15 protein-coding genes are annotated in these 12644 nt (G+C 67.1%); 13 read left to right on the top strand and 2 right to left on the bottom strand.

Features of this window, described 5'->3' with window-relative positions; genetic code table 11:
- Positions 1–31: 31 nt before the first annotated feature.
- The 13 genes from AB4Z16_RS03440 (at position 32) to AB4Z16_RS03380 (ending at position 10426) form a co-directional block, all read left to right on the top strand.
- A complete protein-coding gene (locus AB4Z16_RS03440; RefSeq protein ID WP_441509909.1) occupies positions 32–937 on the top strand; it encodes a polyphosphate kinase 2 family protein in 906 nt (301 codons plus the stop codon).
- A gap of 4 nt (positions 938–941) precedes the next feature.
- Positions 942–1901 (top strand): formylglycine-generating enzyme family protein, encoded by a 960-nt coding sequence (locus tag AB4Z16_RS03435; RefSeq protein WP_441509908.1) that lies wholly within the window; start codon positions 942–944, stop codon positions 1899–1901.
- A 60-nt stretch (positions 1902–1961) separates the two neighbouring features.
- Entirely contained in the window at positions 1962–2228 is a 267-nt protein-coding gene (locus AB4Z16_RS03430) for a hypothetical protein (RefSeq protein WP_441509907.1), read from the top strand.
- Between the two features lie 200 nt (positions 2229–2428).
- Positions 2429–3412 carry an AAA family ATPase gene (locus AB4Z16_RS03425; protein WP_441509906.1) on the top strand — a complete coding sequence of 328 codons (984 nt, stop codon included), beginning with the start codon at positions 2429–2431 and terminating at the stop codon, positions 3410–3412.
- Between the two features lie 11 nt (positions 3413–3423).
- Positions 3424–4425: a DUF58 domain-containing protein gene (locus tag AB4Z16_RS03420; protein ID WP_441509905.1), complete on the top strand. Its 1002-nt coding sequence runs from the start codon at positions 3424–3426 to the stop codon at positions 4423–4425.
- Positions 4422–4904 (top strand): DUF4381 domain-containing protein, encoded by a 483-nt coding sequence (locus AB4Z16_RS03415; RefSeq protein WP_441509904.1) that lies wholly within the window; start codon positions 4422–4424, stop codon positions 4902–4904. Before AB4Z16_RS03420 ends, AB4Z16_RS03415 begins: the two co-directional genes overlap by 4 nt.
- A 2-nt stretch (positions 4905–4906) precedes the next feature.
- Positions 4907–5923: a VWA domain-containing protein gene (locus AB4Z16_RS03410; RefSeq protein WP_441509903.1), complete on the top strand. Its 1017-nt coding sequence runs from the start codon at positions 4907–4909 to the stop codon at positions 5921–5923.
- Entirely contained in the window at positions 5920–6837 is a 918-nt protein-coding gene (locus AB4Z16_RS03405) for a VWA domain-containing protein (RefSeq protein ID WP_441509902.1), read from the top strand. The genes AB4Z16_RS03410 and AB4Z16_RS03405 overlap by 4 nt, the downstream gene beginning before the upstream one ends.
- Positions 6834–7475, top strand: coding sequence for a tetratricopeptide repeat protein (locus AB4Z16_RS03400; protein ID WP_441509901.1), 642 nt, complete (start codon positions 6834–6836; stop codon positions 7473–7475). Before AB4Z16_RS03405 ends, AB4Z16_RS03400 begins: the two co-directional genes overlap by 4 nt.
- Entirely contained in the window at positions 7472–8779 is a 1308-nt protein-coding gene (locus AB4Z16_RS03395) for a BatD family protein (RefSeq protein WP_441509900.1), read from the top strand. The genes AB4Z16_RS03400 and AB4Z16_RS03395 overlap by 4 nt, the downstream gene beginning before the upstream one ends.
- Complete coding sequence (locus AB4Z16_RS03390; RefSeq protein WP_441509899.1) at positions 8766–9026, top strand: DUF3302 domain-containing protein; 261 nt, start codon at positions 8766–8768, stop codon at positions 9024–9026. The genes AB4Z16_RS03395 and AB4Z16_RS03390 overlap by 14 nt, the downstream gene beginning before the upstream one ends.
- Complete coding sequence (locus AB4Z16_RS03385; RefSeq protein ID WP_441509898.1) at positions 9023–9964, top strand: HlyD family secretion protein; 942 nt, start codon at positions 9023–9025, stop codon at positions 9962–9964. Before AB4Z16_RS03390 ends, AB4Z16_RS03385 begins: the two co-directional genes overlap by 4 nt.
- Positions 9965–9976: 12 nt before the next feature.
- Positions 9977–10426, top strand: coding sequence for a hypothetical protein (locus AB4Z16_RS03380; RefSeq protein ID WP_441509897.1), 450 nt, complete (start codon positions 9977–9979; stop codon positions 10424–10426).
- A 113-nt stretch (positions 10427–10539) separates the two neighbouring features.
- Here the strand turns inward: AB4Z16_RS03380 and AB4Z16_RS03375 are convergent, their stop codons facing one another.
- A complete protein-coding gene (locus AB4Z16_RS03375) occupies positions 10540–10779 on the bottom strand; it encodes a hypothetical protein (RefSeq protein ID WP_441509896.1) in 240 nt (79 codons plus the stop codon).
- Between the two features lie 60 nt (positions 10780–10839).
- The gene (locus tag AB4Z16_RS03370; RefSeq protein ID WP_441509895.1) at positions 10840–12525 is read right to left on the bottom strand and encodes an isocitrate lyase; all 1686 of its coding nucleotides are present in this window, start codon (positions 12523–12525) and stop codon (positions 10840–10842) included.
- Between the last annotated feature and the right edge of the window lie 119 nt (positions 12526–12644).

Here is a 12644-nt window from a genome sequence, read left to right as displayed (position 1 = left end):
TGCGGCCGATCTTCGCGAGAAAGGGCTGGCGATGCGGCCGGATGACATCATCGCTCGTTTCCGGGTCGCCGATGGCGACAGCTTCCGACTGAAGCAGTTCGATCCGGCCGAGACCTGCGGTCTCGACATCGAGAAGGACGAGGCGAAGGAGCTACTGCAGCTCGGCGTCAAGCGTCTGCACGACCTCCAGGAGCGCCTTTACGCCGAGCGCCGCTGGTCGATCCTGATCGTTCTGCAGGCGATCGACACGGCGGGCAAGGACAGCACGATCAAGCACGTCATGTCGGGCGTGAACCCGCAGGGCTGCATCGTGCATTCCTTCAAGGCTCCGAGCCTGTCGGAGCTTCGCCACGATTTCCTGTGGCGGGCCGGCTGCAAACTGCCGGAGCGCGGCGAAATCGGCATCTTCAACCGCTCCTATTACGAGGAGGTGCTGGTCGTGCGCGTCCATGAGGATTTGTTGCGCAAGCAGAACCTGCCGCCCGAGCCCGCCGGCGAAGAGCTCTGGACCAAGCGCTTCGAGAGCATTCGCGACTTCGAGAAACATCTCGCGCGGAATGGCACGGTCGTGCTGAAGTTCTTCCTGAACCTCTCCCGGGAGGAGCAGAGGCGTCGGTTGCTCGCGCGCATCGACGAGCCAGACAAGAACTGGAAGTTCGATCTGAACGACATCGTCGAGCGGGAACATTGGGACGACTACCAGCGGGCCTATCAGGCCGCGATCGCCGCCACCGCGACGAAGGTCGCTCCGTGGCATGTCGTGCCGGCCGACAATAAATGGTTCACGCGGCTCGTCGTGGCGGCGACGATCGTCGAACGCCTTGAAAAGCTCGACCCGCGCTTTCCGGCCTTCGACGAAGATCTGCGCAAGGCGATGGCGAAGGCGCGCAAGCAGCTTCTCGCCGATGGCGAACGCAAGAACGGCAAGGGAGACTAGGGCCATGGCAGATGCCGCGGAGATCGAGGCCCGCGCCGGGACGGATGGAATGGTGCATCTCCCCGGCGGCCTGTTCCGGATGGGCTCGGACAAGCACTATTCCGAGGAGGCGCCGAGCCATCGTGCCTGCGTAGACCCGTTCTGGATCGATGTGACGCCGGTCACCAACCGGCAGTTCCGCGCTTTCGTGGAGGCGACGGGCCATGTCACCTTCGCCGAAATCGCCCCGGACCCGAAGGACTATCCAGGCGCCCTGCCGCATATGTTGCGGGCGGGGTCGCTGATGTTCGACCCGCCTTCGCATCCCGTCGATCTGCGCGACTGGTCGCAATGGTGGACCTTCAAGTTCGGTGCGACCTGGCGCAAGCCCTATGGCGCAGGCTCCTCGCTCAAGGGGCTGGACGATCACCCGGTGGTCCATGTCGCCTATCGCGATGCCGAAGCCTATGCGGCCTGGGCCGGCAAGGCGCTGCCGACGGAGGCGGAATGGGAATTCGCCGCCTGGGGCGGCCGCGACGATTCTGAATTCGCCTGGGGCGACGAGCTCATGCCGGGTGGCCGACACATGGCCAATACCTGGCAGGGGAACTTCCCCTTCGAGAACACCAAGGAGGATGGCTGGGCCCGTACCTCGCCGGTCGGGACCTTCCCGCCGAATGGCTATGGCCTCTATGACATGATCGGCAATGTCTGGGAGTGGACCGCCGATTTCTGGTCGGTGCAACATCAGGGCGATGCGCCGAAAGCCTGCTGCGTGCCGCAGAATCCGCGCGGCGGCCCCGAAGCCGAAAGCTATGATCCGCGCATGCCGGACATCCGCATCCCGCGCAAGGTCCTGAAGGGCGGTTCCCATCTCTGCGCGCCGAATTATTGCCGGCGGTACCGGCCGGCGGCGCGTCACGCCGAACCGATCGATACCTCCACCAGCCATGTCGGCTTTCGCTGTGTTGTCCGCGGGCGCTGACCGCTCTAGAGATGAGCTGCAACCACGCGCGACAAAAGGACGGCTGAGGCCGAAATCCGCATGATCGACACCAGCAGTCTCCGTTTCTCCGCCTTGCTCACGCTCATCGTTCCCGCCGCCATGCTGGGTGCCTGTACGACCCAGGAGGCTGCTTCGTCGCCGGAGCCGCAGCTCAGCGTGACGTCGGTGCCGCCGCCGCGCAGCTATCTTGATCCCGGTCCGATCCCGTCGCGCGCCGGCGGACCTGCCTACATCCAGGCCGGCACGAACAGCTTCGCGCGCCAGACGGACAGCTTCGGCAACGATCTCGTTCCCAAGATTCCCTGAAGCCGGCGATGCCGGTTCGGGGCTTCGGCCCCGACCCGGCATTTACGGTTACACGCTTGACGACGCAGGCATGGGCCGCACAGAGCCGCTTCTCGCCATGGCGCGGGCGCGGCCGCCCCCTGCCGCCGTAACGGTTACGCGGCTGACTTGAGCTCAGCTTTCGCCACAGTCCGATCCGGATGCAGTTGAGGGATCGGGCCATGGATGGAGCCGGGCGGACCGCGCGCGATACCGTGAATGACCTGCAGAGCCGGATGAATGCCGACATCATCGGGCAGGAGCGGGTCGTCGAGCGCATCGTCGTCGCGCTGCTCGCCAACGGAAATGTCCTGCTCGAAGGACTGCCGGGCCTTGCCAAGACGCGGGCGATCAAGAGCCTCTCGGCCAATCTCGAATCCGAGTTCAGCCGCATCCAGTTCACGCCGGACCTGCTGCCCTCCGATGTGACCGGCGGCGAGATCCTGCGGGCCAATGGCCAGTTCGAATTCCGCAAGGGCCCGGTTTTCGGCAACCTGATCCTCGCCGATGAGATCAATCGCGCCCCGCCCAAGGTCCAGTCGGCCTTGCTCGAGGCGATGGAGGAGCGCCACGTCACCGTGGCCGGCAAGCGCTACGACCTGCCGCCGCTCTTCATGGTGCTCGCCACGCAGAATCCGATCGAGCAGGAGGGAACCTATCCGCTGCCCGAGGCGCAGATGGACCGGTTCCTGATGCATGTTCGCATCGACTACCCCTCCGATGCCGACGAGGTGAAGGTGATGCGGCTGGTGCGCTCCGAGACCGCCGCCGCGAATGTGAGGCCGCCGGAGACAGCCGCGTCGATCCCGCAGCAAGTGATCTTCGATGCCCGCGCCGAGATCGACCGGGTGACGACGAAGGGTGTTGTCGAGGCCTATATGGTCGGGCTCGTCGCGGCGACGCGGCGGCCCGCCGAATATGGCGAGCACCTCAAGAACTGGATCGCGGTCGGCGCCAGCCCGCGCGGGACGCTGGCGCTCGACAAATGCTCGCGGACCTATGCCTGGCTGCAGGGGCGGGACTACGTCACCCCCGAGGATGTGCAGGCCGTGGCGCATGACTGCCTGCGGCATCGGATTTCGCTCGGCTACGAGGCGGGTGCCGCAGGTGTCAGCGCCGATGCGGTGCTCGACGAGGTGGTGAAACAGGTCGCCGTTGCGGCGTAGCGAGGCGCGTCATGGCGTTGATGCGGGAGAGGGCGAGGACGGGAGGGCCGGCTCCGGCCGCGGGAGCCCGTGCCTTCGCCACGCTCGACGACCTGCTTCGGCTCAAGCATCGCGCCCTTGGCTTCAGCTTCCTGCCGCGCCAGCCCGTGCATAGCCTGCTCGCCGGCCGCCACGCCTCGCACCTGCGCGGGCGCGGCCTGAATTTCGAGGAACTCCGGCACTATTTCGAGGGTGACGACACCCGCACCATCGACTGGCTCGCGACGGCGCGGCTCGGCAGCCCGCATGTGCGGGTCTATTCCGAGGAGCGCGACCGCCCCGTCATCCTGCTTGTCGACCAGCGCAGCACGATGTTCTTCGGCAGCAGGGGGGCGATGAAGTCGGTTGCGGCCGCCGAGGCCGCCGCGCTCGCGGCCTGGCGTGTCACCTCCCTCGGCGATCGCGTCGGGGCCGTCGTCTTCGGTGACGATGATGTCGTCGCGGTCCAGCCGCGCGCCCGGGATCTGGGCGCCGTGCGTGTCCTCAGCGAGGTTGCCCGGCAGAATGCGGCGCTCGAACATGCCTCGCCATCCGACCGCAGCCCGGGCCGGCTCAACGAAGCGCTGAGCGCGACTGCGCGCATGGTGAAGCATGACGGGCTGATCTGCGTCATCTCCGATCTCGCCGGCGAGGACGAGGAAACCCGGCGGCTTGTGACCCGTCTCTGCGCCCATAACGACGTGCTTGCGGTCTTCGTGCAGGACCCCCTGGAGCAGGATCTGCCGGATATCGGCCGGGCGACCTTCAGCTCGGGGCAGGCGCAGATCGAGGTCGATGCCTCCGGGGCGTCGCTGCGCCGGCGCTTTTTCGACGAGCGTGTGGAATGGCGTGCGCGAATGGCGGGGCTCTCGCGCAGCCGCGCCATCCCGGTGCTGCCGATCGCGCCTGATCGCGACGTGGCCGAGCAGATGCGCGAGCTGATCGGCCGGCGGCAGGCGCAGAGGCTCGCAAGCGCCAGCGGGAGATCGCCATGAGCGGCGATCCCGGCGATCTCGCCAACATGGCCGATCTGGCGCTGCCGCCGGCGATCGCCTTTTGGCCGCCGGCCGTCGGCATCTGGATCGTCGGAAGCGCTGCGGTCGCGGCTCTCGCCGTGTTCGGCTGGCGCGCCCTGCAGCGTTATCGCGCCGACGGCTATCTGCGCCGTGCCGCCAAGGAGGTCGATAGCGCTGCGCGAGATGGCGACGCGGTCGGCGCCATTTCGGCCGTACTCAAGCGCGCAGCCATGGTCGCCTATGGGCGCGAGCGCGTAGCCGCCCTGACCGGCTCGTCCTGGACGGCCTTTATCCGCGCGACGGCACCTTCCGGCACGCCGATGGACGGATTGGCCGCCCGCCTCGACGCGTTGTTCGCGGCAAATGACGGGGCGCAAGCTCCAGCTCAGGTGGCGCTGGCCACAGAAGCGAAGGCCTGGCTGCGCGGCCAGCGCGGCCGTGTCTCAGGGCGGAGGTGACGATGCTCTCCTTCGCCTATCCCTGGGTCGGATTGCTCGCGCCCCTGCCGTTGCTCGTCTGGTTCGCGCTGCCCGCCCATGCCGAACGGCGTGCCGGCCTGCGGGTACCCTTCTTCGAGAGGCTGGCGCGGCTGAGTGGCGAGCAGCCCTATTCCGGCGGCGTGGTCGCGCGGCGCCATCTCGGACGCCTGCTGCTCCTGACGCTGGCGTGGCTCCTGACGCTCGCCGCGCTGGCCCGGCCGCAATGGATCGAACCGCCCCTGCATCACGATGTGCCGACCCGCGACCTGCTCGTCCTGGTCGATCTCTCCGGTTCGATGGACACCAAGGATTTCGTCGACGCATCCGGCAAGACCGTCGATCGGCTGACGGCTGTGAAGCAGGTGCTCGATGAGTTCCTCTCGCGCCGCAAGGGCGATCGCGTCGGCGTGGTCGTCTTCGGCGATGCACCCTTCGCGCTCGTGCCCTTCACCACCGATCTGGAGTTGTGCCGCGCGATGTTGCGCGACACCGATGTCGGCATGGCCGGCCCGCGCACGGCTTTCGGCGATGCCATCGGCCTCGGGATCGGCCTGTTCGCCCATAGCACGGTCAAGGCCAGGACGATCATCGCGTTGACCGACGGCAACGACACCATGAGCAAAGTCCCGCCGGCCGAGGCCGCGCGCGTCGCCAGGGACAAGGGCATCGTCATCCATACGGTCGCGGTCGGCGATCCGCAGGCGGCGGGCGAGGACAAGCTCGACGAAGCCGCGCTGAAGGAGGTCGCGGATACGACCGGCGGCGGCTTCTTCCGTGCGCTCGACCGTGCCCAGCTTGCCGATATCTATCGCAGGCTCGACGAGATCGAGACCCGCCATATCGATACGGTGAGTTTTCGCCCGCGCCGCGACATCTACTGGGTGCCGGTGGCGGGCATGCTGGTGCTGAGCATGCTGGCCCAGGCGCTGTTCATTCTGCGGCGTCACCGGCGCCGGGGAGCGTCTGAGCCCCCAGCGATCGCGGGAGCGCTGCGATGATGGACGCACTCGGCGCCTTCCATTTCCTGCGGCCGCTGTGGCTTTTGGCGCTGCTCCCGGCGGCGGCGCTGTGGCTGATCGAGCGCCGCAGCTCCGACGCGTTGCAGCAATGGCGCCGCGTCATCGATCCGGCGCTGCTGCCTTATCTCCTCGTCGGCGCGGATCGGCACCAGCGCATCACCCCGTCGGACTGGCTTTTCCTCGCCTGGATCATCGCGACGCTCGCCGTGGCCGGCCCTGCCTGGCAGCGCGAGCCCTCGCCCTTCGCGCAGGCCAAGCCTGCCGTCGCGGTCGTGCTGAAGGTCACGCCCTCGATGCTGACGCAGGACCTCGCGCCGACGCGGCTCGACCGTGCCCGGCAGAAGCTCGCCGACATCATGGCGGCGCGCGAAGGAGCTTCGACGGCGCTCGTCGCCTATGCCGGCTCCGCGCATCTCGTGCTGCCCACGACGCCGGATAGCAGCGTCGTGCTCGATCTCGCCAAGGCGCTCTCGCCGCGCATCATGCCGAAGGAGGGCGACGATCTCGCGGGGGCGCTGAAGCTGGCCGGGCGCGCGCTCGCAGGCAGTGCCGATGGCGGCTCGATCCTGGTCATGGCCGATACGATCGCGCCCGAGGCGGTCGCCGATCTCAGTCGGATCAAGGGGCCGGCCGTGACGCTGCTCGCCCTGGTCCCGCCGGAAGTCGATACGAGCGGCGTGGCCGATGCGGCGCGGGCTATGGGCGCCGCCACGATTCCGACCACGCCGGATCAGACGGACGTCGCCGCCGTGGTGCGCCGCCTCGACAGCGGCGATGCCGCTGCCAGCGTCGCGGGCGAGGGCGAGCATTGGAGCGAAGCCGGCTACTGGCTGGTTCCCTTGCTCGGTCTGCTCAATTTGCTCTGGTTCCGCCGCGGTTGGGTGCTGACATGAAAAGCGCTCGCTCGCTGTGGTCTTCTCTCTATGCGGCCATCGCGCTTGTTGCGATCCTGGCACTGTCGGCTGCGGCATATCGGATCGGCTGGCGCGATCTCTGGCTGACGCCCGATCAGCGTGGTCGGCTATTGATGAGCCGCAGCCGTCCGGCGGATGCCGCGAAGGCGTTTCGGGATCCGCTCTGGCGCGGTGTCGCGCTGTTCCGGGCCGGGGAATTCAAGGAAGCGGCGCAGGCCTTCGCCGCGCGCGATACGGCCGAAGGCGCCTTCGATCAGGGCAATGCGCTGGTGATGCTCGGCCAGTACGATGACGCGATGAAGCGCTATGACCGGGCGCTGGCGCTGCGCCCCGGCTGGTCGGCGGCGGTGAACAACCGCGAGATCGCCCGTATCCGCGGCGAGCGGAAGAAGATGGAAGGCGGCGAGACCGGCAACACGGACGACAAGCCTGACGAGATCGTCTTCGACAAGACGAAGAAGGGCGGCGAGGATTCGACGGTCGAGGGCGAAAAGCCGATGTCGGACGAGCAGGTCCGCGCTCTCTGGCTGAAGCGCGTCCAGACGCAGCCCGCTGATTTCCTGCGGGCCAAGTTCGCCTATCAGCTCCAGTCGCAGGCGGAGGGAGCGGCGCCATGAAGCTCGCGATGGCGTTCGTCTGGACGCTGATCCCGGCTTTGGCCTGGGCGCAGGCCCCTGCGGGCCAACCGGTGATCCGCACGACGATCAGCCCCGCTCAGGGCATCGTGATCGGCCAGCCGGTGCGGCTCGATGTCCAGGTCATGTTTCCGGGCGAGATGCTTCATCCGCCACGCGTAAGCATCTCCGAAGCCCCCGGAGCGCAGATCCTGCGCTTCGAGACGCAGGCGACGACGATGCGGGACCGGATCGACGATCAGGACTATGTCGGCCAGAGCTTCGAATTCATCGTCTTTCCGCGCCGCAGTGGTGAGATAGCCGTTCCCGCGCCGAATGTGACGCTGCTTGATCGCAATGGCGATTCCGTGGGGGCAGCGAAGGGCGACCCGATACGGATCGCGGTAACGGTGCCGCCCGGTCTCGATCCGTCGGGTCCGGTGCTCGCTGCCGACGGCGTCAGCGTCGCGCAGAGCTGGTCGCCGGATCCCCGGACCGCGCAGTTCAGGCCCGGGAGCGCGCTTGTGCGGACCATTCGGCGACAGGCGGATGGCGTGCCTGCGCTCGGCATGGCCGAGTTCGCATTTGCCGCACCTGACGGCGTGCGCATCTATGCCGATCCGCCGGTCGTCGAGGATCGCAGCGAGCGCGGTGCCGTCGAAGGCCACCGCACCGACAAGGTCACCTATGTCTTCGAGAAGGCCGGAGCCTATGATCTGCCGGCGCTGACGCAGCCCTGGTGGAGCCTCTCGGCCAAGCAGGCGCGGACGGAAACTCTGCCCGGCGTCGCGGTGACGGTCGCAGCGCCGGCGGGCCGTCCCGAAGTTCGCTTGGGTTGGACGTCGAGACCTCTATGGCTCGCAGCCGGTTTCATTCTCGCCGCACTCGCTCTTGGTTTGATCCTGCTGCGCGGGAGGTTGGCCGCGCTCCGGCAGCGGGCCGAACAGCGCCACCGCGCATCGGAAGGCGCGGCGCGACGGGAGCTGACGCGCACGGCCAAGGCGGGAGACGCTTCAGCGACCTACTGCGCGCTCATTCAATGGCTCCAGCGTCTGCCGGCCGATCAGCAAGCACATGCGCGTTCGACCGGCGAACTGGGCTCGGCCATCGCGTCGCTCGAGCGCAGCCTCTTCGGCGCCGGCGCGACCTGGGATCGCAAGATGGGGGAACGGCTGGCGGGTGCGGCAGTCGCCTTTCGCAAGCGAAGCGACGGCTCAATGCGAGGCTCCGGGAATTCACTGCCACCACTGAATCCAACTGCTTGGAGCGCGAGCATGAACAAAGCGTCCAGCGATGTCCGGCCTTGATCTCTTCGCCTGGATCGTCCTGATCGTGCTGGCCGCCAGCACGGTCTTCGTCATCGTCTTCATGGCGATGTGGCCCGGCATGGTCGCAAGACGACGCAACCATCCCTGGGCCGAGGCGGTGGCGATCGGCGGCTGGATCACCCTCTTCTTGGGCTTCGTGCTCTGGCCGGCCGTGCTGATCTGGGCCTATGTCGATATCCCCGCGAGGCCGGAGCGCCCATCCTCCGGAGCGGAGGCCGCGCGATGATCGTCGTCCTCCTCAACGCCTATCTCGCCCTGCTCTTCATCCTGGTGAAACTCAGGATCGTGCCCTTCAACTCCTTCTGGAAGGTCTCGCCCGTCCTTGTCTTTCTGCTGCTGCTCATCGGCCTTTTCATCCCGATGGGCTGGGGCGCGCCGCAGGGCAGCGTGCTCGTCGTCCGCAACTCCGTCGCGATAGTTCCCGATGTCGCCGGCGAGGTGATCGACGTTCCCGTTCAGGCCAATCAGCCGTTGAAGGCGGGCGACATCCTGTTCCGGATCGATCCGACGCCTTTCCAGTCGCAGGTCGACGCCATCCAGGCGCAGCTTTCGCTCCAGGAGACGCGCCTTGCCCAGATGACGCAATTGCAGACCCAGGGCACCGGCCGCGCCTTCGATGTCGAGGAGCGCCAGGCCTCCGTGGCTCAGCTCCGGGCCCAGCTCGACGGCGCGAAATGGAATCTCGACAAGACGACGGTCCGCGCGCCGGCCGACGGCTATGTCACGAATGTCGCGTTGCGCAAGGGCGCTCGCGTCTCCAGCCTGCCGCTCTCGCCGGTCATGGCCTTCATCGACACGGCAGACACGATCACGGGGGTCGAGATCAACCAGGTCGATTCGCGCTATCTCGCGCCGGGCCAGCCGGTTGAGCTCACCTTCAAGATGACGCCGGGAACGGTCCAGGCCGGCAAGGTCGAGAGCATTCTGCAGGCCGTCTCGACCGGACAAGTCCAGACCTCGGGTGCCGCCGTTACGCCGACCGCGATCAGGGCCGCTCCTTTCGTGGTGCGCGTGAAGCTCGACGACGAAGCCTTCGCCCGCTCCCTGCCGGCCGGCAGCACAGGCACGGCGGCGATCTTCACTGACCGGGTCAAGCCGGCCCACCTGATCCGCAAGGTCCTGCTGCGGCAGATCGCGATCACCAACTACATCAATCCCTTCTGAAGCGAGGAGACCATGATGAAGCACGTTGCAAAAGCTCTTTTCCTGCTCGTGGCGATCCTGATGCTGGCGCTGCCGGCCAGCGCGCAGCAAGGCAATCTTGGCCCGGCGACGGGCAGGGTCCATATCGAGCAAGTCCAGGTCGCGTTCATCGGCTCTGGCCAGGTGGGTGGCGGCACGCTCAACTTCCGCAAGCGGAATTACGGCATCACTGTCGGAGGCCTCGGCGTCGGCGGCATCGGCGCATCGAAGCTGACGGCGAACGGAACCGTTTATGGGCTGACCCGGCTCGACGACTTCCCGGGCGCTTATCTCCAGCTGCGTGAAGGCTGGGCGCTTGGCGGCCAGGGGCGCGGCACGCTCTGGCTGCGAAACGACAAGGGCGTGACCCTGAAGCTGGCCACCCGCCGCAAGGGGCTGCAGCTTTCGCTGGGCGCCGACGGCGTGCTGATCGGCTTCAAATAACGAGAAACCCGCGCAGATCAGGGTCTGCGCGGGCTGCCGACTTCCCGGATCGGCCTCGGCACCGAATGCGGGGTGGCCGGGCGTCCTCGCCTCGGCCTCGTCGGCGGTCTTCCTCAGCCCTGAGCCGGTGCCGGCGCCGCCGGAGCGCGCACCAGCGGCACCATCTGGTCGCCCCAGTTGCCGCTGCCGTCATGAAAGCGGGAGGCGCGCACCAGTTCGATCGAAATGCCCGCCTCGACCGCGCGCTGGACGGCCTCATTGAGGCGGTGAACCGCATCCGCAAGGCGGTGGATGGCGCGATCCTCGGTGGAAAGTTCGGCCTTCGGGACGATCTTGAATTCCGGCTGGGACATGACGGCCTCCCTCTGGTTGATGGGGCAGGAGCCGGCGCGGGAGCGCGCCGGCCGATTGGATCAGGCGGCGGCGAACTGGTTCATGGTGTTGGCGTGGCCACCCGCCTTCAGCGCGCGCTCGCCGGCGACCATTTCCTTGAAGCTGTCGCCGAGATCGGAGCCGACTTCGTGCTGGTGCTTCACCGCCGAGATCCCGCGCCGGATTTCCTCGCGCTGGACGGTGTTGACATAGGCCTTCATCCGGTCCGCCCCGAAATAGCCGCGGGAGAGCTCGTCGACGCTCTTCGCGGTGAGGTGGAAGGTCGGCAGCGTGATCAGGTTGTGGAAGACGCCGGCCTCGGCCGAGATATCGACCTGGAAGCAGGCGAGCCTCTCATCGGCCTCGCGCCCGAGCGCGCTGTCGTCGAAATCGGGGCCCATCAGCGCATTGTTGTCCGGGTAGTCCTCGGCCTTGATGCGACCGTCCTTCAGCCATTCGGCCCGGACCTGCTTGCGCAGGTTCAGCGTCCAGTTGAACGAGGGCGAGTTGTTGTAGGCGAGCTTGGCGCTCGGTGCCGCCTTGCGGATTTCAGCGACCATTGCAGCGATCTCGTTGACGTTGGGCGTGTCGGTCTCGATCCAGAGCAGGTCGGCTCCGCCGTCGTTGATGAAGGCGATGCAGTCCTCGATGACGCGCGCGCGCCCCGAGCCTTCCTGGAACTGGAACAGGCCGTTGGGCAGCCGTGCCGGCTTGACGAGCTTGCCGTCCTTCCAGAGCGCGACGTCGCCGTCGCGTAGCGGCGCCTCGGCCGTCACCGGCTCGGTCTTGAGCCATTTCGTATATTCCGCCGCGAGGTCGCCCGGCTGCTGGCTGACGGGGATCTTCTGGGTGAGGCCGGCGCCGAGGCTGTCGGTGCGGGCGACGACAACGCCGTCGGTCACGCCGAGCTCCTCGAAGGCGAGGCGGCAGGCGCGCAGCTTCTCGATGAAGTCCTCGCGCGGCACCGTGACCTTGCCGTCCTGATGGCCGCACTGCTTGGCGTCGGAGACCTGGTTCTCGATCTGCAGGCATGAGGCCCCGGCCCTGATCAGCTCCTTCGCGAGCAGATAGGTCGCATGCTCGTTGCCGAAGCCGGCATCGATATCGGCGATGATCGGCACGACATGGGTCTCGAACGCGTCGATGGCCGCGATCGCCTCGGCCTCGGCCTTGGCGTCGCCCGCCTCCCGCGCCGTCTTCAGCGCACGGAACAGGTCGTTCAGCGCGACCTCGTCGGCCTGGCGCAGCGAGACATAGATCTCCTCGATCAGGTCGGCGACCGCCGTCTTCTCATGCATGGATTGGTCCGGCAGGTGGCCGAAGCGGTTGCGCAGGCCGGCGATCATCCAGCCGGAGAGATAGACATACGCGCCCTTGGCCGTGCCGCGCAGCCGCTTGACCGACTTGATCATCTGCTGGGCGTGGAATCCCGACCAGCAGCCAAGCGACTGCGTGAATTGCGATGGGTCGGCGTCGTAGATCGCCATGTCGCGGCGAACCACGCTCGCCATGGCGCGGGCGATGTCGAGATGCGTGTCGAAGCTGTTCTGCTGCCGCAACTGCACGATATCATCCACCGCGACGCCGCCGGGGCCGAAGCCGGAGGGATAGCGGGCGAGAAGCTCGGCCCTCAGTTCCGAATAGGTCTTGCGCGGAGCCGCCTGCGCCTTGGCGGCGGTGTTCGTCCCGCGATGTCCGGCGGCTGGGTCGAAACCGATCACATCCATTGCGAAAGCCCTCTCGTTTGATAAGAATGACTCACACAATATTCGCTATTGCTGCGGCGCAAAATGACTGAAAATGTGAAATAATGCGAATGGCATAGGACGTGTTTGCGAATTTTGCG

The sequence above is a fragment of the Allobosea sp. TAF32 genome, assembly GCF_052113585.1.
GTDB lineage: Bacteria > Pseudomonadota > Alphaproteobacteria > Rhizobiales > Beijerinckiaceae > Allobosea.
Note: the sequence above shows the minus strand (reverse complement) of the source record. Positions and strands in the feature narration are given on the sequence as shown.